The following is a 23,976-nucleotide window of genomic DNA, read 5'->3' as shown; positions in this document are numbered from 1 at the left end:
CCTGTTAACGCAGAAGAGAAGAATTACAGCGCGCGCGTCGCAGCAGCAGCGACGTCAGCGTCGATCAGCACGTTACGTACCGGGGCGAAGCTGCGGCGATGGTACGGCGTGGCGCCAAAGCGGGCGAGCTTTTCCAGGTGCAGCGCCGTCGGGTAGCCTTTATGCTGGGCAAATCCGTACTCCGGGTACTGCAGATCCAGCCCGGCCATCTCACGGTCGCGCGTGACCTTAGCGATAATCGACGCGGCGCTGATTTCACGCACCAGACTGTCGCCCTTAACGATCGCCTGCGCCGGCATCGCCAGCGCCGGGCAACGGTTACCGTCGATCAGCACAAAATCAGGCGTCAGGTGCAGGCCTGCCACCGCCCGCTGCATCGCCAGCATGGTGGCATGCAGGATATTGAGCCGGTCGATCTCATCCGGCTCAGCGCGCCCGAGGCTCCAGCTTAACGCCTTCTCTTTAATCTCATCGTATAACGCCAGGCGGCGTTTTTCCGACAATTTTTTTGAGTCGGCGAGGCCTGCGATCGGCCGGGCCGGGTCGAGGATCACCGCAGCGGTGACCACCGCACCGACCAGCGGGCCGCGGCCCACCTCGTCAACGCCGGCAATCAGCCGCGCGTCAGGGTAGATAAAGTCACTCATGGGCACAGCTCCAGTACTGCCGCAGCCGCCTGCTGGTCTGCATCCCAGCGGATCTGCTGATGCAGCTCTGCGAAGGTGGCCAGCAGGGCATCACGGGTATCACCGCCGCTGAGCAGCGGCTCCAGCGCCGCCGCCAGCCGATCGGGCTGGCACTCATCCTGCAGCAGCTCTGGCACCAGCTCTCGCCCGGCCAGCAGGTTAGGCAGCGAAACGTAGTCGGTTTTTACCAGCCGCTTCGCCAGCCAGAAGGTGAAGGGCTTCATACGATACCCCACCACCATCGGACATTTCGCCAGCATGCACTCCAGCGCGGCGGTGCCGGAGGCCAGCAGTGCCGCATCGCTGGCAACCATCGCCGCACGGCCCTGGCCATCCAGCAGGTGCATCGGCAGGTCCGGTGCCACCTGCGCTTTGATCAGCTCAAACTGTTCGCGGCGTTTCGGATTAACCAGCGGCACCACGATCTCCAGCGCCGGATGCTTGTCACGCAGCAGCATCGCGGTTTTCAGGAAGTCGGCGCTGAGCATCTCGACTTCCGCACCGCGGCTGCCAGGCAGCAGCGCCAGGCACAGCGCGTCCGGGGCGATGCCCAGTTCGCGGCGCGCGGCCTGCTTGTCGGCCACGATCGGCATCGCATCAGCCATCGTGTGGCCGATAAAACGGCACGGCACGTTGAAGCGATCGTAGAAGGCTTTCTCAAACGGCAGGAACGCCAGCACCAGATCGGTGTTGCGACCAATTTTGAACACCCGCTTCTGCCGCCACGCCCACACCGACGGGCTGACGTAGTGGATGGTGCGGATGCCCCGCTGCTTCAGGCGGCCTTCCAGGGTGATATTGAAATCCGGGGCGTCGATGCCGACAAACACGTCCGGCTTCAGCGCGCTGAAACGGCGGGTCAGGTCACGGCGGATCTGCAGCAGGCGACGCAGGCGGCCGAGCACCTCAACGATGCCCATTACCGCCAGCTCTTCCATCTCATACCAGGCTTCACAGCCCTCGGCCTGCATCAGCGGCCCGGCCACGCCGACAAAGCGCGCGTCAGGATGCTGCTGTTTCAGCGCGCGAATCAGGCCGGCACCAAGAATATCGCCGGAGGTTTCTCCGGCGACGAGGGCAATCGTTAAGGGACGCTTAGGCATGAGTTAACGAATCAGGCCCCGGGTGGATCGCGCAAAGAAGTCATAGAACGGCTGGACTTCAGGATGCACTTTCGCAATCTCGGCAATCTCAGGCTTCACTTCATCCAGCGTTTTACCGCTGCGGTAAAGTAGCTTGTAGGCAGCACGAATGGCGTGTAGCGCCTCTTTACTGAAGCCACGACGCTGCAGGCCCACCAGATTGATGCCGAACGGCGTCGCATGGTTACCCTGCGCAATCACGTAAGGCGGAACGTCCTGCGCCACGCCGGAGCAGCCGCCGACCATCACGTGCGCACCGATAATGCAGAACTGATGCACCGCCGTCATGCCGCCGATAATCGCATGATCGTCGACGACAACATGGCCGGCCAGCGTCGCATTGTTGGCCAGGATGCAGTGGTTACCCACCACACAGTCGTGCGCCACGTGGGTATTGACCATCAGCAGGTTATCACTACCCACTTTCGTCACGCCGTCAGCCTGCACGGTGCCACGGTGGATGGTCACGCTTTCACGAATGCGGTTACGATCGCCAATTTCAACGCGGGTTGGTTCGCCGGCGTATTTCAGATCCTGATTCGCTTCACCAATCGAGGCGAACTGATAGATGGTGTTGTCTTTACCGATGCGGGTATGGCCGTTGACCACCACATGCGATTTAAGAACGGTACCGTCGCCAATTTCGACGTTGGCACCCACCCAGCAGAACGGGCCAATCTGAACACCGGCACCAATAATGGCGCCCTCTTCAACGATCGCCCCTGGATGAATTACGGCGGTGCTGTCAATCACGAATTAAGCCTCCCGGCTGCGCGCACACATCATGGTTGCTTCGCAGACAATTTTACCGTCTACGGTCGCCACGCCTTTAAAGCGCGTCAACCCACGGCGGGTTTTCTCGAAGGTGACTTCCATGATCATCTGGTCGCCTGGCACGACCGGGCGCTTGAAGCGCGCTTCGTCGATACCGGCAAAGTAGTACAGCTCGCCCGGTTCCAGTTTACCCACGCTTTTAAACGCCAGGATACCGGTGGCCTGTGCCATCGCTTCCAGGATTAGCACACCCGGGAAAATCGGTTTACCAGGGAAATGGCCCTGGAAAAACGGTTCGTTGACCGAGACATTCTTTACCGCACGCAGGTATTTGTTCTCTTCGAACTCAATCACGCGATCGACCAGTAAAAACGGGTAACGGTGCGGTAAAAGTTCGATAATCTCTTCAATCTTCAGAGTATGAGTTTCAGTAGTCAAAATACTCTTCCTGTCCTAAAAATTCTGATGGTATCAATAACACGGCCTGCAACGATGGTTACATCGTTCGCAGGCCGCAAATCTTGTCTGTACGCAGCTTTCCCTGCTTAGCATGTTGTAATTATGAAAGCCGGTTAGCGTGCTGGTGTATGCGCTTAGTCGTTAGCAACCTTACGCTCGACGGCTTTTAAGCGTTTGCTTAACTCGTCGATGTTCATCACCAGCGCCGCAGTTTTGCGCCAGGTTTTATTGGGCTGCAGCGGGATCCCGGAGGAGTATACTCCAGGTTCAGTGATCGGTCGCATCACCATTCCCATCCCTGTAACGGTAACTTTGTCACAAATTTCCATATGACCATTGATCACGCTGGCACCGCCAATCATGCAATAGCGGCCGATTTTCAGGCTACCGGCCATGATCACACCGCCTGCAACTGCGGTATTGTCGCCGATTACTACGTTATGGGCAATCTGACACTGGTTATCTATGATAACACCATTCCCGATTTGGGTGTTATCCAGCGCACCGCGATCGATAGTGGTACAGGCACCGATTTCGACGCGATCGCCGATAATCACGCTGCCCAGCTGCGGAATTTTAACCCAATTGCCGCGATCGTTGGCATAACCGAAGCCATCTGAGCCGATCACCGTACCCGACTGAATCAGGCAGTCAGTACCGATCTGCACCTCATGATAGACAGAAACGTTGGCCCACAGACGGCTACCGGCGCCGATTCGGGTGTGTTTACCGACGAAACAGCCAGGTCCGATAACCACGTTATCGCCCAGCACCACGCCGGACTCAATCACCGCATTGGCCCCGATGGCAACGTTGTTACCCAGGGTAGCGGTGGCATCAATGACCGCGCTCGGCGCAATATGGCTGGCCGGCTGTGGGGTGGTATCCAGCAGCTGTGCCATACGAGCGTAGGTCAGGTAAGGGTTTTTCACCACCAGCACCGCACCGGTGAAAAATTCACGGTCGGCTTCCGTTAACACTACGGCAGAGGCCTGGCACTGGGCCAGCTGTTCGCGGTAACGGCTGTTGGCAAGAAAAGTGATCTGTCCCGATTGGGCGGATTGCATAGAAGCAATGCCGGAGATGGCGAGATCGCCATCTCCGTGCAATTCTGCATCCAACTGCTGGGCTAAATCAGCCAGTCGAATTGAAGACATGGTTTTATTTAACCTGTTTCAGAACATCAGCAGTGATGTCTTTAGATTTACCGGCGTAAGCCACAGCGTTCTGATCGATAACCACATCGTAGCCTTCGCTGTCAGCCACTTTCTGCACAGCATCCTGGATACGGCTCAGGATTTTGTTACGTTCTTCGGTCTGGCGACGACGGTTATCCTGCTCAAAAGCCTGCGCTTTGGTTGAGAACGCTTCACGCTGAGCCATCACGTCTTTTTCCGCGCGGCTGCGGTCAGCGGCCTTCATGGTTGACGCATCACGCTGCAGGCGCTGCATTTTAGTCTGCAGGTCGCGCTCCATGTTTTGCAGTTCGGTCGCACGGCCTTTGAACTCGTTCTCAAGCTGCTTCGCAACGGTCGCACGCGCTGGTAACTGTTGGAAAATGCTGGAAACGTTCACCACTGCAATTTTATCAGCAGCCTGAGCACCGGCGGAAACCGCCAGAGCAATACCCAGACCTGCGGCACACAACAACTTTTTCACTATAAACTCCTTACCATCAACGTTTGTGTCACGGACACATGTGTTGCGTAGTGACGGCGGGGCCAGATACGGCCCGCCGTGGCGCTACGCGATACTCTGAGCGCTTCCCTGCGAGGCCGACTTACCAGGTTTTACCAATGTTAAACTGGAACTGTTCGGCCTTGTCTCCATCATACTTTTTGAACGGCTGGGCGTAAGAGAACACCAGCGGTCCGAGAGGCGACATCCACTGCAGTGCCAGACCGGCTGACATGCGGATATTACTTGGGTCACTGTAATCCGGCACGCCTGCGGCACGGGTTTCAGCGGTGTTCTGCCATTTAGTATCCCAGACGGTACCGGCATCAACGAACAGCGAGGTACGCACCGAGTTCGAGTACTTCTCACTGATAAACGGCGTTGGGGTTATCAGCTCAAGGCTGGCCACCGCCATCGCGTTACCGCCGACCGCATCGTCTGAGTTACAGACTTTGTTCACGTCGGTGCCGGAGCAGTCAGACGAACCGTTGTTCAGGTAAGCCGCTTTTGGACCAATGTTATTGGAACGGAAACCACGAACGGTGCTGGAACCACCGGCATAGAAGTTTTCATAGAACGGCATCTCTTTGCCGTTCAGGCCATCACCGTAACCAACGCGACCACGGCCCAGCATCACCCAGGTATGATCCTGGTCGATCGGCAGATACTGTTGCGTATCCAGCGTTGCTTTGTAGAAGGCGTTAGTCGAGCCAGGAATGGTCACTTTACCGTTCAGGTTGGTACGGTTACCCGCCGTTGGGAAGAACCCACGGTCAAGCGTGTTGTAGGTCCAGCCGTAGTTAAAGGTGAAGTCATCCGCAGAGAAGTCTTCATCACCGGCAAGCGTCGGGTTCTGTCCGACCGAGCGCAGGTAACGCCACATAGCGATCTGCGGCTGCATGTTGGACAGGCTGTTATGCACATAACCCAGACCGGCGCGCAGGCTGTTGTTCTCGTTAATCGGGAAGCCCAGCGTACCGTCAACACCGTAACTCTTGTTGGTGTAGTCGGACAGATCGGCGTCATCGGCTTTAAAGTCGTTATAGAACACACGACCGCCGAGGCTGACGCCATCCACCGTAAAGTACGGATCGGTCAGAGAGAACTCGGCATAGGTCTGGTAGTCGTTTTTGGTGCCGCTGATACCGACGGTATTACCGGTACCCAGCCAGTTATCCTGGGTGACGCCCACCTGGAAGCTGACGCCGCTTTCGGTGCCGTAGCCGACGCCAAAGTTCAGCGTACCGGTGTTGCGCTCTTTCACCTTGTAGACCACGTCCACCTGATCGGGCGAACCCGGCACACGCTGGGTGTCGGTATCAACGGTTTCGAAATAGCCCAGACGGTTCAGACGTTCTTTGCCCTGCTCAACCAGATCGCTGCCCAACCAGGCACCTTCCATCTGGCGCATTTCACGGCGCAGTACTACGTCTTTCGAGGTATCGTTACCTTCGAAGCGGACCTTACGCACGTAGAAACGGTTACCGGCATCAACGTTCACGCGCAGCTTAACGGTTTTCGCCGCATCATCAATTTCAGGCTGGGTCTGCACGCGTGGATAGGCATAGCCATAACGACCCAACAGTTTCTTGATGTCGTCTTCCATGCGGGTCACTTTCGCGCCGTTATACAGCTCACCCGGGGTGATTTTAGTCAGCCCTTCGATCTCAGCAGAGTGCCCGGCCAGATTGCCGCTCACCGCCACGCCGGCGATCTTGTACTGCTCGCCTTCGGTGATGTTAACGGTGATGTAGATACCTTTTTTATCCGGCGTCAGGCTGACCTGGGTCGAATCGATATTGAAGCGCGCATAACCGCGGTCCAGATAGAAGCTGCGCAGCGTCTCGAGGTCACCGGCCAGTTTCTGTTTCTGGTACTTACGGTCACCCACCACGTTCCACCACGGCACATCATCACGCAGCTGGAAGCGGGAGATCAGCTCTTCAGAGCTGAACGCTTTGTTGCCCACCACGTTAATCTGCTGAATCTGCGCAGAGACGCCTTCGGTGAACACCAGTTTCAGATCGACGCGGTTACGCGGCAGCGGTGTCACCACCGCTTTAACGCTGGCGCTGTACTTACCGACGCTGTAGTAGAAGTCTTCCAGACCCTTCTCAATCGATGAGATGGTGGTGCGGTCAAGGGCTTCGCCCACGCGCACGCCGGAAGCCTCAAGGTTCTGCTTCAGCATGTCTTCCTTCACCGCTTTGTTACCGGAGAAGGTGATACTGGCAATCGTCGGACGTTCTTTCACCTGAACGATCAGCGTGTTGCCATCGCGCAGTACCTGAACGTCTTCAAAATTTCCGGTCGCAAACAGTGCTCGAATGGTGTTACCCAGATCTTCATCTGATACGGTATCTCCCACGCGAACAGGCATACTCAGCAGGGCCGCACCGACGGCGACTCGCTGCAGGCCTTCGAAATGAATATCCTTCACCACGAATCCGTCTGCACCGTATACGGTAGCGCTGCTAAGCAGCAGCGACGCTATGAGCAACTTTTTCATCGCCATCGTTGTTATGCATTCTTCCTAACTGGTTCTCGTCGCTTTCGGGGTAACCGCGTCGCGTTAATCATCCCGCAACGCCGTTCCTGAGCACCTAGAGGCGCGAGAAATCATTGAAAAGTGCAAGCCCCATTAACAGCACCAGCAAAATTGAGCCGATACGATAACTGAAGTCCTGAACTCGTTCGGACACCGGCCCCCCCTTAATCTTTTCGATCGCCAGGAACAGCAAATGCCCACCATCTAACACTGGCAGAGGAAACAGATTGATAATCCCTAAGTTCACGCTAATCAGCGCCAGGAACATCAGGTAGTAAATCAACCCATACTCCGCTGACATCCCAGCCCCCTGCGCGATCGAAATCGGCCCGCTGAGATTGTTCAACTTCACATCACCCACTATCAGCTTGCCCAGCATGCTCACCGTCAGCTTCATCAGCTGCCAGGTTTTCACGCTGGCTTCACCGAGGGCCGCAAACGGACCGTACTGGCGCACCGTGCGGTACTCATCGGCCAGCGGTATCACTCTCGGCACCACGCCGGCAAAGCCTTCCGCCTTATTCTGCGGATTGGCTTCGGGGATCAGCGTGATATCCACCAGACTTCCCTGCCGCTCAACTTCGATGGCAATCGGCTTGCCGGGGTTATCACGCACCGTGGTCACGAAACTGAGCCACTGCGACAGCGGTTTACCACCGACTTTAACGATCCTGTCGCCGGCTTGCAAACCGGCCTTACTGGCGGCGGAATCGCTCTGCACCTGCGCCAGCACCGATTCAATCTGCGGCCCGCGCGGCAGGATGCCCAGTGAAGTGACCGGATCCTGCTTATCCGGCTCAAAGTGCCAGTTGTGCAGCGAGACCCGCTTTTCGCTGGTTTGCGTAGTGCCAAACGGCGCGACGGTAAAGGTGGTTTCTTCATCACCGATCTTCGCCACCAGCGCCATGCGCACAGCATCCCAGTCAGGCGTTTCGATACCGTCGACGGCTTTAAGTTCCGTTCCTGGGGTAATTTGTGCGCTGGCGGCCGGCGAGCCGCTTACTATTTCAGCAACTACCGGGCGTACGCCGGGCACGCCGATGATAAACACCAGCCAGTAGGCAAGGATAGCAAAGATGAAGTTAGCGATCGGACCGGCGGCGATAATCGACGCCCGCTGCAGGACCGTTTTATTGTTGAAGGACTGGTGACGCAATTCGGGCGGCACGCTCTCGACGCGTTCGTCGAGCATTTTAACGTAGCCGCCGAGAGGGATCAGGGCAACAACATACTCGGTGCCCTGCTTGTCACGGCGGCGCCACAGCGCCTTACCAAAGCCGACGGAAAAGCGTTCGACCTTCACGCCGCAACGACGGGCCACCCAGAAGTGACCAAATTCGTGCACCGTGACCAGAATTCCCAGCGCGACGATAAAGGCCGCAAGACTCCAGAGTACGCTTAACATAGTGTTTCCCTACAGCGCGCCAAAAACTAACAGCAGCAGGCAGGCAAACACCGGTACCGCCGCCGTCAGGCTGTCAATGCGGTCCAGAATGCCACCGTGACCGGGGATCAGACTGCCGCTATCCTTAATACCCGCTTCGCGTTTGAACATACTTTCCGTCAGATCGCCCAGCACCGAGGCCAGCGCGGCGGCAATCGAGCAGATCAGCAGCGTGGAGAGATCCACCTGCAGCGGCGCGAACACGCTGAATAACCATGAGATCAGCGCCGAGGTCACCAGGCCGCCGAGAAAGCCTTCCCAGGTTTTACCCGGTGACACTTTCGGTGCCAGCTTGTGCTTACCGAACAGCTTGCCAAACATGTAGGCACCGGAATCAGCGCCCCAGACCAGCACCATCACGTACAGCAGCCACCAGGCTCCCGCGTAGTGATCGGTAGCGTAGTGATACTGGCGCAGCACCAGCATGCCGCAGAAGAATGGCACAATGGTCAGCAGGCCAAACAGCAGGCGCAGCGGTTTCGACGAACGCCAGAAGGCGGCGGAGCCAGGGTAGCGCAGCACCAGCAGCAGCGCCGCCAGCCACCATATCAGCGAGATCCACAGCGCGCCGCCGATCTGCGGCACGTCCAGCGCACTTTGCCAGGCCGGCAGCGTAAACAGCATCAGGGAGAGCAGCAAGCCACACAGCACTGCCAGCCAGATACGCTGAGAGCGCGCAGCAAAACCGGCGAACTGGCCCCATTCCCATGCGGCCAGCATGCAGATCGCTAAGATGACGATGGCAAAACCCAGAGGTGGCAGCAAAAACAGCGCCGCGATCACGATGGGAATCAAAATTAATGCGGTAATCAGGCGAGACTTCAGCAAGGATTACCCCCAGTGCGCTTATGCGCTGCCGGGTGCTGCGCCGCCAAAACGGCGCTCTCGTTGTGCAAACGCATTCAGTGCACCTTCAAAAACTTGTTCATCAAAATCAGGCCAGAGCGTTTCGGTAAACCAGAACTCTGCGTAGGCAACTTGCCACAGCAGGAAGTTACTGATGCGATGCTCTCCCCCGGTCCTTATTACCAGATCCACCGGAGCCAGTTCATTCATGCACAGATGAGAGGCCAGCGTCTCTTCTTCGATTTGATCGGGACGAAGAAGGCCTTCCTGTACCTGCTCTGCAATCTTTCTGACTCCGTGGATAATATCCCAACGACCGCCATAATTCGCGGCTATGTTGAGCGTCAGTCCATTATTTTGTTGAGTAAGTTCCTCAGCACGGCGGATACGCTCCTGTAAACGAGCGTTAAACCGGCTGACGTCACCGATAATTCGTAGTCTGACATTATGCTTATGGAGACTTTTGACTTCGCTATCGAGCGCCCAGACAAACAACTCCATCAACGCCAACACTTCCTGCTGCGGACGGTTCCAGTTTTCACTGCTGAACGCATACAGCGTCAGCGCATCGAGCTTATGGCTGACCGCAAAACTGACCGCGCGCCGTACCGACTTCACACCGGCCTTGTGGCCGGAAATGCGCAGTTTGCCCTGATTTTTCGCCCAGCGGCCGTTGCCATCCATAATGATGGCCACATGGCGAGGGCCGTGCCCTTTCTGGTCATCGATTTCTAATTGATTTTCGGACGACATAACGCGTATTTATTTCCTTATTCAGAAAGGCCAGGGCTTCTGAAATATCTTGTCTGCTCAGTTGCCAGCGCCCCGCCACCCCGGACAGCCATGCGGCAATGAGCCGGCAAGCTGCCTGAACAGTGGGCGAAGACTATATCATCTCCTCCCAAGGCTCACAAATGGCGGTGCGTTAAATCGCGTTATGCACGATCTAAGGCAAACCGCGGTAGCAGCGCCGTGGCACGCACCCGTGCTTCACCGTCGATGGCAATGACCGCTTCCACAGAGTCGGGCTCCGCCGTTGCCAGCCCCTCCAGCACCGCCACGTTCAGGGACGCAATGTCGGTGAAGCGGATGCCACCGGCCAGAAACGCCGCCACGGCCACTTCGTTGGCGGCGTTGAGCGTGGTGGTGGCGGCCTGCCCTGCCAGGCTGGCGTCGATCGCCAGTTTCAGGCAGGGATAGCGCGCGAAGTCCGGCTCGCAGAAGCTCAGCGCCTTCATGCGGGTAAAATCAAGCGCGGGTGCACCCGAGCTGACGCGCTCGGGCCAGGCCATCGCATGGGCAATCGGCGTACGCATATCCGGTGAGCCCAGCTGCGCAATCACGCTGCCATCGCGGTAGCGAACCATTGAATGAATCACCGATTGCGGATGCAGGATCACCTCCATCTGCTTATCGGTGGCATTAAACAGCCAGCGGGCTTCAATATATTCCAGGCCTTTATTCATCATGGTGGCCGAATCGACGGAGATTTTACGCCCCATTGACCAGTTTGGATGTGCACAAGCCTGGTCCGGCGTCACATGATGCAGGTCAGCCAGCGGCGTGTCACGGAAGGGGCCACCCGATCCGGTCAGGATAATGCTGTCAATGCCATTATCCTGCAACGAAGCGTAACCTAACTGCTGCTGGATGGCAGCAGGCATACTCTGAAAAATGGCGTTGTGTTCACTGTCGATCGGCAGCAGCTGCGCGCTGGAGGCACTTACCGCCTCCATAAACAGACGCCCGCAGGTGACCAGCGCCTCTTTATTGGCCAGCAACACCGTTTTACCGGCGCGGATAGCGGCCAGGGTCGGGGTTAATCCCGCCGCGCCAACGATCGCCGCCATCACCTGATCCACCTCGTCCAGCGCCGCCAGATCGCAGGCCGCCTGTTCGCCGCTGAGCACTTCTGTCGTGACGTTCAGGCCATGCAGCCGCGCCCGCAGTTCAGCGGCAGAGCCTTCATCAGCCATCGCGGCATAGCGCGGACGAAACGTCAGACACTGCTCGGCCATCAGCTCAACGTTACGCCCGGCCACCAGCGCCGTCACGGCAAAGCGTTCGGGGTTGGCGCGGACTACGGCCAGCGTGCTGGTGCCAATCGAGCCGGTGGAACCGAGAATGGTCAATTGTTTCATGAGGCTGCTCTGTATCGTGGCCTGGCGCGAAGGGAAACCGTGCCCGCCAGGAGGGTTAACAAATGCAAAACGCCGCCAGACCGCCCTGTCATTTAAAGGACCATCTGCACGGCGTTTCGTCACAGGGTGATCGACTTAGAAGTCCATCAGCTCCGCTTCTTTTTCAGCCAGGGAGGCATCAATTTTCTTGATGAACACGTCCGTCAGCTTCTGCACGTCATCCTGTGAACGACGATCTTCATCTTCACTGATCTCTTTGTCTTTCAGCAACGCTTTAACTTTATCGTTCGCGTCGCGGCGCACGTTACGCACAGAGACACGGCCCTGCTCGGCTTCACCACGGACGATTTTGATCAGATCTTTACGACGCTCTTCGGTCAGCGCAGGCAGCGGGACGCGAATATCGGTGCCGGCCGAGCTTGGGTTCAGGCCGAGGTCAGAGGTCATGATCGCTTTTTCTACCGCGCCGCTGATTGAACGGTCGAACACGTTCACTTTCAGGGTACGGGAGTCTTCAACGGTCACGCTGGCTAACTGCTTCAGCGGGGTCGGCGCGCCGTAGTACATCACCATGATGCCATCGAGGATCGCCGGAGAAGCGCGGCCGGTGCGGATTTTGCTGATGTTGCTTTTGAACGCTTCAACGCATTTATCCATGCGCGTTTCAGCATCTTTTCTGATTTCGTTAATCACGTTGGAACCCTTGGATTCTGTTTGATCGACCCGCTGCGGGCCACGGCCTGCAGCGATTCTGAATACTCTTCGATAATTCTGACGGGCAGAATATACCTTATTTTATGCGCTGACTGATATTAATGCGTAATCAACGTGCCTTCTTTTTCACCCATCACCACGCGACGCAGTGCGCCAGGCTTGTTCATATTGAATACGCGAATCGGCAGCTTGTGGTCACGGGCCAGCGTAAAGGCCGCCAGATCCATCACTTTCAGCTCCTGCTCCAGCACTTCCGCATAGGAGAGCTGTTCGTACAGCGTGGCATCCGGGTGCTTCACCGGGTCCGCAGAGTAAACGCCGTCCACTTTAGTCGCCTTCAGTACCACGTCGGCTTCAATCTCAATACCGCGCAGGCAGGCGGCAGAGTCGGTGGTAAAGAACGGGTTACCGGTACCGGCAGAGAAGATCACCACGCGGTTGTTACGCAGCAGGCTGATCGCTTCTGCCCAGCTGTAGTTATCACACACGCCGTTGAGCGGGATCGCCGACATCAGGCGGGCGTTCACATAGGCACGATGCAGTGCATCGCGCATTGCCAGACCGTTCATTACGGTCGCCAGCATGCCCATATGGTCGCCGACTACGCGGTTCATACCGGCCTGAGCCAGGCCAGCACCGCGGAACAGGTTCCCCCCGCCGATCACCACGCCCACCTGAATGCCCAGTTCTACCAGCTCTTTCACTTCCTGAGCCATACGATCCAGCACGCTGGCATCAATACCGAAGCCTTCAGCACCTTGCAGTGCTTCGCCACTCAGTTTCAGCAGGATACGTTGATATACGGGTTTTGCATTGGTCGCCATGGTGTTTTCTTCCTGGAGCTATCGTCGAAAAGGGGGGTTAACTGTGCGGTATCATCCGTCAAACGCCGTTAAAAAGCGATTGGGATGAGACTGAAAATGCGCTGCCCGGCAGGCAGGCAAAAAAGAACCGCCTTCCGGCGGCTCTCTTCAAACCATTAAGACTGTTTGGACATCGCCGCAACTTCTGCTGCGAAATCGGTCTCAACTTTCTCAATGCCTTCGCCCACTTCAAAGCGGATGAAGTTAACAACGTCAGCGTTGTGCTCTTTCAGAACCTGGCCCACGGTTTTGCTTGGGTCGATAACGAAAGGCTGGCCGGTCAGAGAAACTTCGCCGGTGAATTTCTTCATGCGGCCTTCAACCATTTTCTCTGCGATCTCTTTTGGCTTACCAGACTGCATCGCGATGTCCAGCTGAACCTGGTACTCTTTCTCTACCACTTCAGCAGACACGTCTTCTGGCTTAACGAATTCTGGCTTGCTGGCAGCAACGTGCATAGCAACCTGCTTAACCAGCTCTTCGTCAGCGCCTTTAGCAGAAACCAGTACGCCGATACGTGCGCCGTGCAGGTAGCTGCCCAGCACGTCGCCTTCCAGGGACGCTACGCGACGGATGTTGATGTTCTCACCGATTTTAGCAACCAGTGCAACGCGCTCTTCTTCGAACTGCGCTTTCAGAACTTCAACGTCGGTGATTTTACCGGCAGCAGCAGCTTCCAGCACTTTATCAGCGAAGGCCTGGAAACCGGCATCTTTAGCAACGAAGTCGGTCTGGCAGTTAACTTCCAGAATCACGCTGTAGTTGCCAACGATTTTGGTTTTGATCACGCCATCAGCAGCCACGTTGCCTGCTTTCTTAGCGGCTTTGATCGCGCCAGATTTACGCATGTTCTCGATCGCCAGCTCGATGTCGCCGTTGGCTTCGGTCAGTGCTTTCTTACAATCCATCATGCCAGCGCCAGTGCGCTCGCGCAGTTCTTTTACCAGAGCAGCGGTAATATCAGCCATTCTCTAATCCTCGGTTAGCGCAGCATTTGTGAGATGTGCCGGTCAACGGCCACAAATGCCTATTCTCGGGAGAAACATTCTGCCCCGCCGAATGTGACAAACGGCAAAGCGAAGTCGAAAAAATAAAGGGGCCGACAAGGCCCCTTACAGATTCACATCTGATTGATAAGGGCTCGGTAACGAGCAAGCCTTATTACTCAGCGTCGGCGAACTTTTCTTCAGCCTGCTGAGCCAGGTCCTGTGAACGACCTTCACGTACAGTGGTAGCCACTGCAGTCAGGTACAGGTTCACAGCACGGATCGCATCGTCATTACCTGGGATAATGAAGTCAACGCCGTCTGGATCAGAGTTGGTATCAACGATAGCAAATACCGGGATACCCAGGTTGTTTGCTTCTTTGATAGCGATGTGTTCGTGGTCTGCATCTACAACAAACAGTGCGTCTGGCAGGCCGCCCATGTCTTTGATACCACCCAGGCTGTTTTCCAGCTTGGCCAGTTCACGAGCGCGCATCAGCGCTTCTTTCTTGGTCAGTTTGTCGAAAGTACCGTCCTGAGACTGAATCTCCAGATCTTTCAGACGTTTGATAGACTGACGAACGGTTTTCCAGTTAGTCAGCATGCCACCCAACCAGCGGTGGTTAACGAAGAACTGGTCGCAGCTCAGAGCTTGCTCTTTTACCGCTTCGCTTGCAGCGCGCTTAGTACCAACAAACAGGATCTTACCTTTACGGGCAGAGATCTTGCTCAGCTCAGCCAGAGCGTCGTTGAACAGTGGTACTGTTTTTTCCAGGTTGATGATGTGAACTTTGTTACGAGCGCCGAAGATGAAAGGCTTCATTTTCGGGTTCCAGTAACGGGTCTGGTGACCAAAGTGTACACCGGCCTGGAGCATGTCGCGCATGGAAACAGTTGCCATGATTACCTCTAATAAAAGTGTTTGGGGTTAAGCCTCCATGTATCCCGTACAACCGACCCATCGATTTTTACAAATCATCCAGGCACCCCGGCGTAGGTGTCGATACATGTGTGTTATTTACACAAAATGAGATTTTGCGTCCCCCTGTCCGGCAACTATCACCACACAGAGAATCGTCGGCGCGCTTTATACCATAAACCGACCGGTGACGCCAACTTTTGTTGGCTTACTGAGCAGTACTGCCACGCTGACCTGCGGCCCGGCAACGCCTGCCACAAACTGCATTTGGCAGGGTCCGGGTGGACTGCTACCATTGCTGCACTTTGTTTAGTATTGTCGAAAATAGCGACAACCGCGGATCGAATGAATGGCAATCTCAATTAAAACCCAAGAAGAAATCGCAAAAATGCGCGTCGCCGGGCGTCTCGCCGCCGAGGTGCTGGAGATGATCGGACCCCACGTGCAGCCGGGCGTCAGCACCGCTGAGCTCGACCGCCTGTGCCACGATTATATCGTCAACCACCAGCAGGCGATCTCCGCCTGCCTCGGCTATCACGGCTTCCCGAAATCGGTCTGTATCTCGGTGAATGAAGTGGTGTGCCACGGTATTCCGAGCGAGGAGAAGATCCTCAAAGATGGCGATATCGTCAATATCGACGTCACGGTGATCAAAGACGAGTATCACGGCGATACCTCCACCATGTTTATCGCAGGCACACCCACCATCCAGGGCGAGCGGCTGTGCCGCGTCACCCAGGAGAGCCTCTACCTGGCGCTGCGTATGGTGAAGCCGGGCGTGCGGCTGCGCACTATCGGCCGTGAGATCCAGAAGTTTGTTGAAGCGCAGGATTTCTCCGTGGTGCGTGAATACTGCGGCCACGGCATCGGCAAAGGCTTCCACGAAGAGCCGCAGGTGCTGCACTATGATGCCGATGACGGCGGCGTGGTGCTGCAGGCGGGCATGGCCTTCACCATCGAACCGATGGTCAACGCCGGCGACTACCGCATTCGCAGCATGAAAGACGGCTGGACGGTGAAAACCAAAGACCGCAGCCTGTCAGCCCAGTATGAACACACGCTGGTGGTGACGGAAAACGGCTGTGAAATTATGACGCTGCGTAAAGATGACACCATTCCGGCGCTGCTTAACAACGCCGGTTAAGTAATAAGATAATCCTATGATTGCACGCTACAGTCGGCACGCCGGTCACGTGTAAGATAGCGCTAAGCCGGCAATCGCCGGCTTTTTTAATGGCTGTAGTCCCGGAGCGGGTGAGATGACAAAAGAGCTGACAGACGCAACCGTCCTGAAAAAATTAACCAAGTCGCCGGTTTACTGGCAGGACGAAGAACTCAATCGCGACGGCCTGCGCCAGCACCTGGACCACTTCCAGCGCTACCTGGCCGACGCCTTTGACGCCGGGCAGGACGCCGAAACGCTGATCGCCGCCCGCACCCTGTTTATTGACCGCCTGCTGCGGCGCCTGTGGCGCTTCTTTGGCTTCCCGGAGCAGGAGGGCGTGGCGCTGGTAGCGGTCGGGGGTTACGGGCGGGGTGAACTGCACCCGCTGTCGGATATCGACGTGCTGATCTTAAGCCGTCAGCCGCTGTCAGACGAAGATGCACGACGCACCAGCGAACTGCTGACGCTGATGTGGGACCTGCGGCTGGAAGTCGGCCACAGCGTGCGTACGCTGGAGGAGTGTCTGCTGGAGGGGCTGTCAGATCTGACCGTCGCCACCAACCTGATTGAGTCACGTATGCTGACCGGCGACCTGGCCCTGTTCCTTGAGCTGCAAAAAAACGTGTTCAGCGACGGCTTCTGGCCCTCCGACCGCTTTTTCGCCGCCAAAATTGCCGAGCAGCAGGAGCGCCACCAGCGCTACCACGGCACCAGCTACAATCTGGAGCCGGATATCAAAAGCAGCCCCGGCGGCCTGCGCGATATCCATACCCTGCTGTGGGTGGCGCGCCGCCACTTCGGGGCCACCTCGCTGGATGAGATGGTCGGCTTCGGCTTCCTGATGGAGACCGAGCGCAACGAGCTTAACGAGTGCCAGAGCTTCCTGTGGCGCATCCGCTTCGCCCTGCACCTGGCCCTGACCCGCTACGACAACCGGCTACTGTTTGACCGCCAGCTCAACGTCGCCCGCCGCCTTAACTATCAGGGCGAAGGCAACGAGCCGGTGGAACGCATGATGAAGGACTTCTTCCGCGTCACCCGGCGCATCGCCGAACTCAACCAGATGCTGCTGCAGCTGTTCGACGAGGCGATCCTCGCGCTGCCGACCGATGAAAAACCGCGTCCGCTGGACACGGAATTCCAGCTGCGCGGCACGCTGATCGACCTGCGTGACGACGATCTGTTCAGCCGCGATCCGATCGCTATCATGCGCCTGTTCCACACCATGGTGCGCACGCCGAAAATCACCGGCATCTACTCCTCCACGCTGCGCCACCTGCGCCACGCGCGACGCAGCCTGGCACAGCCGCTCTGCACCCTGCCGGCGGCGCGGGAGATGTTCCTGTCGATTCTGCGCCACCCCGGCGCGGTCAGCCGGGCGCTGGTGCCGATGCACCGGCACAGCGTGCTACAGGCCTACATGCCGCTGTGGAGCAACATCGTCGGCCAGATGCAGTTTGACCTGTTCCACGCCTACACCGTCGACGAGCACACCATACGCGTGCTGCAAAAGCTGGAGAGCTTCGCGGACGAAGCCACCCGCAGCCGCCACCCGCTGTGCGTTGAGCTGTGGCCACGGTTACCACAGTCAGAACTGTTGCTGATGGCCGCGCTGTTCCACGATATCGCCAAAGGTCGCCACGGCGATCACTCGATCCTCGGCGCGCAGGACGCGCTGGAGTTTGCCGAATTACACGGCCTTAACTCACGGGAAGCCCAGCTGGTCGCCTGGCTGGTGCGCCACCACCTGCTGATGTCGGTGACCGCCCAGCGGCGCGACATCCAGGACCCGACGGAGATCCAGCAGTTTGCCGAAGTGATGCAGAATGAGAACCGCCTGCGCTACCTGGTCTGCCTGACGGTGGCCGATATCTGTGCCACCAACGGCACCCTGTGGAACAGCTGGAAACAGAGCCTGCTGCGCGAGCTGTTCTTTGCCACCGAAAAACAGCTACGCCGGGGGATGGAAAACAGCCCGGACCTGCGCGAACGGGTGCGCCACCACCGGCTGCAGGCGCTGGCGCTGCTGCGGATGGACAACATCGACGAGCGGGCGCTGCACGACATCTGGAACCGCTGCCGCGCTGACTACTTCCTGCGCCACACGCCCAACCAGCTGGCGTGGCACGCGCGCCATCTGCTGATGCACGACCTCAGCCAGCCGCTGGTGCTGGTCAGCCCGCAGGCCACCCGCGGCGGAACGGAAATCTTTATCTGGAGCCCGGACCGCCCCTACCTGTTTGCCGCCGTGGCCGGGGAGCTGGATCGCCGTAACCTGAGCGTGCACGACGCGCAGGTTTTCACCAGCCGCGACGGCATGGCGATGGACACCTTTATCGTGCTGGAGCCGGACGGCAGCCCGCTGTCGGCGGATCGCCAGGAGTTTATCCGTATCGCGCTGGTGCAGGCCATCGGCCAGACGCACTGGCAGCCGCCGCGCATCCGCCGCCAGTCGGCGCGGCTGAAACATTTTAACGTCGATACCGAGGTCAACTTCCTGCCGACCCACACCGATCGCCGCACCTATCTGGAACTGGTGGCGCTCGATCAGCCCGGCCTGCTGGCGCGGGTCGGGGAAGTTTTCGCCGATCTCAACGTTTCGCTGCACGGCGCACGCATCAGCACCATCGGTGAACGGGTCGAAGATTTGTTTATTCTGGCCAACAGCGATCGCCGGGCGCTGGACGCTGATTTGCGCGAACGACTGCAACAACGGTTGACAGAGGCCCTTAATCCAAACGATAAAGTGTGACCCGGAACGACTTTTAACAGCGCCACCCGCCGAATCCGCCAGCGGATCCCTGTTTATCGCGGATGGCAAAACCAGGAAGAGACCAACATGCAACAGTTACAGAGTGTTATTGAAGCGGCCTTCGAGCGCCGTGCGGAGATCACCCCGGCCAACGCGGATACCGTTACCCGCGAAGCCGTTAACCAGGTGATCGGCCTGCTGGACAGCGGTGCCCTGCGCGTGGCAGAGAAGATTGACGGCCAGTGGGTCACCCACCAGTGGCTGAAGAAAGCGGTTCTGCTCTCTTTCCGCATCAATGACAATCAGGTAATTGATGGCGCAGAGAGCCGCTACTACGACAAAGTTCCGATGAAATTTGCCGACTACGACGACGCGCGCTTCAAAAAAGAGGGCTTCCGCGTGGTGCCACCGGCCGCCGTTCGCCAGGGCGCGTACATTGCCCGTAACACCGTGCTGATGCCGTCTTACGTTAACATCGGTGCGTACGTCGATGAAGGCTCGATGGTTGATACCTGGGCTACCGTGGGTTCCTGCGCGCAGATCGGTAAAAACGTCCACCTGTCAGGCGGCGTTGGCATCGGCGGCGTACTGGAGCCGCTGCAGGCTAACCCGACCATCATCGAAGACAACTGCTTTATCGGCGCACGTTCTGAGATCGTGGAAGGCGTCATCGTGGAAGAAGGCGCGGTAATCTCGATGGGCGTTTACATCGGTCAGAGCACCAAAATCTTCGACCGCGAAACCGGCGAAGTGACCTACGGCCGCGTGCCGGCGGGCTCGGTGGTCGTTTCCGGCAACCTGCCGTCAAAAGACGGCAGCTACAGCCTGTACTGTGCGGTTATCGTGAAGAAAGTCGACGCCAAAACCCTCGGCAAAGTGGGCATCAACGAACTGCTGCGCACCATCGACTAATTCCCCTGCGGGTCACCCCGGTGGCCCGTAATCTATTCTTTACACTTTCCCCGATTGCCGCCCTGCGCATAATTTCTCAACAGATAGTGATATTGCTCACAATTCAGGCGTATAATCCGCGCCATTCAGCGCACTCGCGATCCCCGATCTGATTTTACAGGCATAGATCACGGTAGTACGGGACGAGCGAGCTAAGCAAGTACAAGGCGTACAGCGCACAGCTACCGGAATGTACATAAGTACATGAGGATAGCGAGCACTGCACAACGCAGTAATTGCGACGCGCAGCCGTAACGACAAACTCCCGCATAAGGATCAAAAACCATGTACGACAATCTTAAAGGTTTGGGTATTGCTTCTCCTGAAGACATCGACCGCTACAGCCTGCGTCAGGAAGCCAGTAATGACATCCTGAAAATCTACTTCCGCAAAGACAAAGGTGAATTCTTCGCTAAAAGCGTCAAATTCAAATACCCGCGTCAGCGTAAAACCGTGGTCGCCGACAACGCCAGCCTCGGCTACAAAGAGATCCAGGAAATCAGCCCTAACCTGCGCTACGTGATCGACGAGCTGGACCTGATCTGCCAGCGCGACCAGGTGGAAGTTGACCTGAAACGCAAAATCCTCGACGACCTGCGTCACCTGGAAAGCGTGGTCTCCAACAAAATCGCCGAAATCGAATCCGATCTCGACAAGCTGACCCGCAACAGCCGCTAATACGACTGGCCTGCCCTTAACAAGCCCTCAAATAAAAACGGTGCCCATAATGAGCACCGTTTTTTTATCGACCCGTTAAAACTTACTGCATCAACAGATAGATACTGCTGTCACCACGCTGAATATTCAGCGCCAGCACCGATGGCTTGGTATCGAGGATCTTACGCAGCTCGCCCAGATTGGCGATCGGCTGCTGATTCACACCGAGGATCACATCACCTTTCTTCAGCCCGATACGCGCCGCCGCTGAACCGGCCTTCACGTTATCCACCTTCACGCCTTTGGCATCTTTAGTGTCCACGTTGCTCAGGTCAGCACCTTCAATACCGTTATAAATCGTCCCGGAATCGACCTTCGCCCCGGCGCTCTGCTGCAGCTCAACGTTAACCGTCAGCGGCTTACCGTCACGGATCAGCCCCAGTTCCATTTTGGTGCCTACCGGCAGCGATCCGACCTCAGCACGCAGTGCGGAGAAGCTGGAGATCGGCTTATTGTTAATCGACACGATCACATCACCGGCCTTCACCCCGGCCTGCGCCGCAGACGACTTCGGCACCACCTGGCTGACGAAAGCACCGCGCTGGGCATCCACCTTCATCGCCTTGGCCAGCTCTGAGTTCAGCTCGGTGCCCATGATACCCAGTTCGCCACGTTTGACCTGGCCGTACTCCACCATCTGACCGGTCAGGTTTCTCACCATATTACTCGGGATAGCAAAACCGATGCCGATATTGCCGCCGTCCGGTGCCAGAATCGCGGTATTAATCCCGATCAGCTCACCGTTCAGGTTCACCAGCGCGCCGCCGGAGTTACCGCGGTTAATCGCCGCATCGGTCTGGATAAAGTTCTCGTAGTTTTCCACGTTCAGCCCGCTGCGCCCCAGCGCAGAGACGATACCGGAGGTCACGGTTTCGCCCAGGCCATACGGGTTACCGATCGCTACGGTGTAATCGCCCACGCGCAGCGCATCGGAATCAGCAATCTTAATCGCCGTCAGATTTTTGGCATCCTTCAGCTGGATCAGTGCAATATCCGAACGCGGATCTTTACCGATCACCTTGGCGTCATATTTGCGGCCGTCGCTCAGCTGCACCTGAATTTTGGTAGCGTTATCCACCACGTGATTATTGGTCACCACGTAGCCCTTATCGGCGTTGATCACCACGCCGGAGCCCAGCGCACGGAATTTCTGCTGCTGGGCATCATCGCCCGCCGGGCCGCTGCCGCCCTGACACATCGGTGAGGACTGGAACGGTGAGCCCTCCTGGCAGAACGGAGAATTATCGCCAAAGAACTGCTGGAACTGCTGCGGCATCCGCGGCGTACGCACCGTGGTGCTGCCTTCAACGTTGATGCTGACCACCGACGGCATCACTTTTTCCAGCATCGGAGCCAGGCTTGGCAGCTGCTGGGTGGAAGAGGAAGATGCGGTTTCAGCAGCGCTGGCGGCTAACGGATTCAGCGCCAGACCCAGGCTCAGCGCAAGTGCGCTCAAAACTAATGTGGTTTTTTTCATGTTTCAGGCTCTCAAATAATTCGCGAAAGATAACCATTGCTGTGGTTGTGAAAGTGAGATTAATTTTTTAGCGGTAAGTTCATGTACGCGGTATCGGGTAAAGGTAAAAATTTATTGATTTCCTTTACAAAACTGCACGCAATACTGAATCACTCTACCGCCATCAGCCGCCGGTACTCATCCCACGCATAGAGGTCGGTCATGCCGCTGATATAATCCTGCAACAGGCGGGCACGGTAATAATACTCGAGGATATCACTGGCACCGTCGCCGTTATCCAGCGCCAGAACCGCTTCGCCATACGCCTGCCTGAAACGGCTGGAGAGTTTATGAAACAGGCGTGTTTCAATCGGATAACCTTTTAAATAGTCCTTCGCCAGCAACTCGCTAAATTCAGCACGGCTTAAGCGCAACAGCGGCTGATAGATGGTCAGCAAACCGCCAATTACCCGATAACCCTGCAGCTCCAGCTGTTCCACTTCGGGGTGGTTAAATACATGACTAAAGGCCACTTTTTTGAAAATGTCCAGCAGCTGGCTGTGCGGACTGCCGTCTTCCAGCAACGCTTCATTAAATGCCCCCTGATAGACCGCCGGCAGATGATCGATAAAGCGATCCGCCGCATGTGGTACCAGTCGGGCAACGGTATTAACGCGTAAATACATAAAGAACTGATCGTCGTTACAGGGGGCGCTGGCCGATATCCGCGACTTTTCCCGGGCGCTGGTCACCACGCTGGCAAACAGATCGTCCGGCTGGTGGTCGGGCCACAGCCGATATAAATAGTCGTACAGTTGCTCAACGCTGAAGATATTTTTCTCGACCGCATCTTCTAAATCCGCCACGCAGTAGGAGATATCATCCGCGGCTTCCATGATATAGGTCAGCGGGAAACGGCAGTACGGCTGTAAATCCAGCTGCTGGCGCAGAGATTCAACGTAGTGCTGTTCAGATAAATAGTAACCCGGCTTTTTCATCAGGTAGGCGTGGCTGGCCGGAATATCGCTGGTCTGCCACGCCGGCCGGGTATATTTCAGAATACAGCCGACCTGTGCCCAGGTAAGATTCATTTTCATCAGCGTGTGCACCATGCGTATCGCCTGCGCATTACCTTCAAAATGGCACAAGTCCTGCCGCACGCGGCCACGCAGCGCGTTCAGACCGTCCTCACGGTAGCGCAGCACCGCAGGTTCACAGCGGTCCTCACGCCCCGACTCGGGCTGCCAGCTGGCATCCAGCGTCTGGCGGAACCAGTCGTTAATCGCCGACTCGCCAAAGTGACCGAACGGCGGGTTGCCGATGTCATGCATCAGGCAGGCCATTTCGACAATGCTCTCAAACGGCCCGGTCAGTTCTGCCAGCCCCAGCGCTTCCAGCTGGCCCTGCTGCTCCAGCCGCGACAACACCTCACGGGCAATATAGCGCCCCACCTGTTGCACCTCCAGCGAGTGGGTCAGCCGGGTACGCACCGCCGCATTACGCTCCAGCGGAAACACCTGGGTTTTCTGCTGCAGGCGGCGAATGGCGGCAGAGTTAACGATACGCCCGCGATCGCTTTCAAAGATGCTCAGAATGGTATGCCGGTCAGGCGTGCCCGTCAGCGGGCGATAGCAGCGCTGCCAGTTGATTTTTTTGCGAAAGTCGATCCCGTGCATGCCTTGCTCCCTCAGATAAACGGCGGCCAGTGACGCAATTCAGTCTATCACCCCGTCAGC

Annotated in this window: 21 protein-coding genes; 4 read left to right on the top strand and 17 right to left on the bottom strand. The window is 57.2% G+C overall.

The genetic code is table 11. The annotated features are described in order from the left end of the window. Positions 1 to 23 precede the first annotated feature (23 nt). The 15 genes from rnhB to rpsB form a co-directional block, all read right to left on the bottom strand. Positions 24 to 647, bottom strand: a complete 624-nt coding sequence (gene rnhB / locus ASF13_RS11455; RefSeq protein ID WP_056236319.1) for a ribonuclease HII — start codon at positions 645 to 647, stop codon at positions 24 to 26. Then, positions 644 to 1,789 (bottom strand): lipid-A-disaccharide synthase, encoded by a 1,146-nt coding sequence (lpxB, locus tag ASF13_RS11450; protein WP_056236317.1) that lies wholly within the window; start codon positions 1,787 to 1,789, stop codon positions 644 to 646. The genes rnhB and lpxB overlap by 4 nt, the downstream gene beginning before the upstream one ends. Before the next feature lie 3 nt (positions 1,790 to 1,792). Then, positions 1,793 to 2,581 carry an acyl-ACP--UDP-N-acetylglucosamine O-acyltransferase gene (lpxA, locus tag ASF13_RS11445; protein WP_056236316.1) on the bottom strand — a complete coding sequence of 263 codons (789 nt, stop codon included), beginning with the start codon at positions 2,579 to 2,581 and terminating at the stop codon, positions 1,793 to 1,795. 3 nt (positions 2,582 to 2,584) lie between these two features. Beyond that, on the bottom strand, positions 2,585 to 3,040 hold the full coding sequence (gene fabZ / locus ASF13_RS11440) for a 3-hydroxyacyl-ACP dehydratase FabZ (protein ID WP_056236314.1): 456 nt from the start codon (positions 3,038 to 3,040) through the stop codon (positions 2,585 to 2,587). Positions 3,041 to 3,195: 155 nt separating this feature from the next. Beyond that, entirely contained in the window at positions 3,196 to 4,218 is a 1,023-nt protein-coding gene (lpxD, locus tag ASF13_RS11435) for a UDP-3-O-(3-hydroxymyristoyl)glucosamine N-acyltransferase (protein ID WP_056236312.1), read from the bottom strand. A 4-nt stretch (positions 4,219 to 4,222) separates the two neighbouring features. Then, entirely contained in the window at positions 4,223 to 4,720 is a 498-nt protein-coding gene (skp, locus tag ASF13_RS11430) for a molecular chaperone Skp (protein WP_056236310.1), read from the bottom strand. Positions 4,721 to 4,841: 121 nt separating this feature from the next. After that, positions 4,842 to 7,253, bottom strand: a complete 2,412-nt coding sequence (gene bamA / locus ASF13_RS11425; protein WP_056236309.1) for an outer membrane protein assembly factor BamA — start codon at positions 7,251 to 7,253, stop codon at positions 4,842 to 4,844. Between the two features lie 88 nt (positions 7,254 to 7,341). After that, positions 7,342 to 8,691, bottom strand: a complete 1,350-nt coding sequence (gene rseP / locus ASF13_RS11420) for a sigma E protease regulator RseP (RefSeq protein WP_056236307.1) — start codon at positions 8,689 to 8,691, stop codon at positions 7,342 to 7,344. 9 nt (positions 8,692 to 8,700) lie between these two features. After that, positions 8,701 to 9,558: a phosphatidate cytidylyltransferase gene (gene cdsA, locus ASF13_RS11415; RefSeq protein WP_056236306.1), complete on the bottom strand. Its 858-nt coding sequence runs from the start codon at positions 9,556 to 9,558 to the stop codon at positions 8,701 to 8,703. A gap of 18 nt (positions 9,559 to 9,576) precedes the next feature. Beyond that, positions 9,577 to 10,329 carry a (2E,6E)-farnesyl-diphosphate-specific ditrans,polycis-undecaprenyl-diphosphate synthase gene (gene ispU, locus ASF13_RS11410; RefSeq protein ID WP_056236304.1) on the bottom strand — a complete coding sequence of 251 codons (753 nt, stop codon included), beginning with the start codon at positions 10,327 to 10,329 and terminating at the stop codon, positions 9,577 to 9,579. 182 nt (positions 10,330 to 10,511) lie between these two features. Continuing rightward, a complete protein-coding gene (gene ispC, locus ASF13_RS11405) occupies positions 10,512 to 11,717 on the bottom strand; it encodes a 1-deoxy-D-xylulose-5-phosphate reductoisomerase (RefSeq protein WP_056236302.1) in 1,206 nt (401 codons plus the stop codon). Between the two features lie 135 nt (positions 11,718 to 11,852). Continuing rightward, positions 11,853 to 12,410 (bottom strand): ribosome recycling factor, encoded by a 558-nt coding sequence (frr, locus tag ASF13_RS11400; protein WP_056236300.1) that lies wholly within the window; start codon positions 12,408 to 12,410, stop codon positions 11,853 to 11,855. A gap of 119 nt (positions 12,411 to 12,529) precedes the next feature. Further along, positions 12,530 to 13,255: a UMP kinase gene (gene pyrH, locus ASF13_RS11395; RefSeq protein ID WP_056236298.1), complete on the bottom strand. Its 726-nt coding sequence runs from the start codon at positions 13,253 to 13,255 to the stop codon at positions 12,530 to 12,532. A 155-nt stretch (positions 13,256 to 13,410) separates the two neighbouring features. Further along, positions 13,411 to 14,262 (bottom strand): translation elongation factor Ts, encoded by an 852-nt coding sequence (gene tsf, locus ASF13_RS11390; RefSeq protein WP_056236295.1) that lies wholly within the window; start codon positions 14,260 to 14,262, stop codon positions 13,411 to 13,413. A gap of 193 nt (positions 14,263 to 14,455) precedes the next feature. Continuing rightward, positions 14,456 to 15,181: a 30S ribosomal protein S2 gene (rpsB, locus tag ASF13_RS11385; protein ID WP_056236292.1), complete on the bottom strand. Its 726-nt coding sequence runs from the start codon at positions 15,179 to 15,181 to the stop codon at positions 14,456 to 14,458. 367 nt (positions 15,182 to 15,548) lie between these two features. Between rpsB and map the strand changes: the two genes are divergently transcribed. The 4 genes from map to ASF13_RS11365 all read left to right on the top strand — a co-directional run bounded on the left by map (position 15,549) and on the right by ASF13_RS11365 (position 20,745). Next, positions 15,549 to 16,343, top strand: coding sequence for a type I methionyl aminopeptidase (map, locus tag ASF13_RS11380; RefSeq protein ID WP_056236291.1), 795 nt, complete (start codon positions 15,549 to 15,551; stop codon positions 16,341 to 16,343). A 115-nt stretch (positions 16,344 to 16,458) separates the two neighbouring features. After that, positions 16,459 to 19,116: a bifunctional uridylyltransferase/uridylyl-removing protein GlnD gene (gene glnD / locus ASF13_RS11375; protein ID WP_056236288.1), complete on the top strand. Its 2,658-nt coding sequence runs from the start codon at positions 16,459 to 16,461 to the stop codon at positions 19,114 to 19,116. Between the two features lie 87 nt (positions 19,117 to 19,203). Next, positions 19,204 to 20,028, top strand: coding sequence for a 2,3,4,5-tetrahydropyridine-2,6-dicarboxylate N-succinyltransferase (dapD, locus tag ASF13_RS11370; protein ID WP_056236285.1), 825 nt, complete (start codon positions 19,204 to 19,206; stop codon positions 20,026 to 20,028). Between the two features lie 324 nt (positions 20,029 to 20,352). After that, positions 20,353 to 20,745, top strand: a complete 393-nt coding sequence (locus tag ASF13_RS11365) for a DUF3461 family protein (protein WP_056236283.1) — start codon at positions 20,353 to 20,355, stop codon at positions 20,743 to 20,745. An 82-nt stretch (positions 20,746 to 20,827) separates the two neighbouring features. On the opposite strand, the gene degP is transcribed toward ASF13_RS11365, so the two are convergent. Beyond that, positions 20,828 to 22,261, bottom strand: a complete 1,434-nt coding sequence (gene degP / locus ASF13_RS11360; RefSeq protein ID WP_056236280.1) for a serine endoprotease DegP — start codon at positions 22,259 to 22,261, stop codon at positions 20,828 to 20,830. A 149-nt stretch (positions 22,262 to 22,410) separates the two neighbouring features. Beyond that, entirely contained in the window at positions 22,411 to 23,916 is a 1,506-nt protein-coding gene (gene dgt / locus ASF13_RS11355) for a dGTPase (RefSeq protein WP_056236278.1), read from the bottom strand. Between the last annotated feature and the right edge of the window lie 60 nt (positions 23,917 to 23,976).

It is taken from the genome of Erwinia sp. Leaf53 (assembly GCF_001422605.1).
Taxonomy (GTDB): domain Bacteria; phylum Pseudomonadota; class Gammaproteobacteria; order Enterobacterales; family Enterobacteriaceae; genus Erwinia.
Note: the sequence above shows the minus strand (reverse complement) of the source record. Positions and strands in the feature narration are given on the sequence as shown.

Bases quoted from the DNA above. Each gene is read 5' to 3' on its own strand.
- ispU (WP_056236304.1), bottom strand. From the start codon at position 10,329: ATGTCGTCCGAAAATCAATTAGAAATCGATGACCAGAAAGGGCACGGC.
- dapD (WP_056236285.1), top strand. From the start codon at position 19,204: ATGCAACAGTTACAGAGTGTTATTGAAGCGGCCTTCGAGCGCCGTGCG.
- map (WP_056236291.1), top strand. From the start codon at position 15,549: ATGGCAATCTCAATTAAAACCCAAGAAGAAATCGCAAAAATGCGCGTC.
- glnD (WP_056236288.1), top strand. From the start codon at position 16,459: ATGACAAAAGAGCTGACAGACGCAACCGTCCTGAAAAAATTAACCAAG.
- rnhB (WP_056236319.1), bottom strand. From the start codon at position 647: ATGAGTGACTTTATCTACCCTGACGCGCGGCTGATTGCCGGCGTTGAC.
- pyrH (WP_056236298.1), bottom strand. From the start codon at position 13,255: ATGGCGACCAATGCAAAACCCGTATATCAACGTATCCTGCTGAAACTG.
- lpxB (WP_056236317.1), bottom strand. From the start codon at position 1,789: ATGCCTAAGCGTCCCTTAACGATTGCCCTCGTCGCCGGAGAAACCTCC.
- ispC (WP_056236302.1), bottom strand. From the start codon at position 11,717: ATGAAACAATTGACCATTCTCGGTTCCACCGGCTCGATTGGCACCAGC.
- lpxD (WP_056236312.1), bottom strand. From the start codon at position 4,218: ATGTCTTCAATTCGACTGGCTGATTTAGCCCAGCAGTTGGATGCAGAA.
- rseP (WP_056236307.1), bottom strand. From the start codon at position 8,691: ATGTTAAGCGTACTCTGGAGTCTTGCGGCCTTTATCGTCGCGCTGGGA.
- dgt (WP_056236278.1), bottom strand. From the start codon at position 23,916: ATGCACGGGATCGACTTTCGCAAAAAAATCAACTGGCAGCGCTGCTAT.
- ASF13_RS11365 (WP_056236283.1), top strand. From the start codon at position 20,353: ATGTACGACAATCTTAAAGGTTTGGGTATTGCTTCTCCTGAAGACATC.
- bamA (WP_056236309.1), bottom strand. From the start codon at position 7,253: ATGGCGATGAAAAAGTTGCTCATAGCGTCGCTGCTGCTTAGCAGCGCT.
- rpsB (WP_056236292.1), bottom strand. From the start codon at position 15,181: ATGGCAACTGTTTCCATGCGCGACATGCTCCAGGCCGGTGTACACTTT.
- degP (WP_056236280.1), bottom strand. From the start codon at position 22,261: ATGAAAAAAACCACATTAGTTTTGAGCGCACTTGCGCTGAGCCTGGGT.
- tsf (WP_056236295.1), bottom strand. From the start codon at position 14,262: ATGGCTGATATTACCGCTGCTCTGGTAAAAGAACTGCGCGAGCGCACT.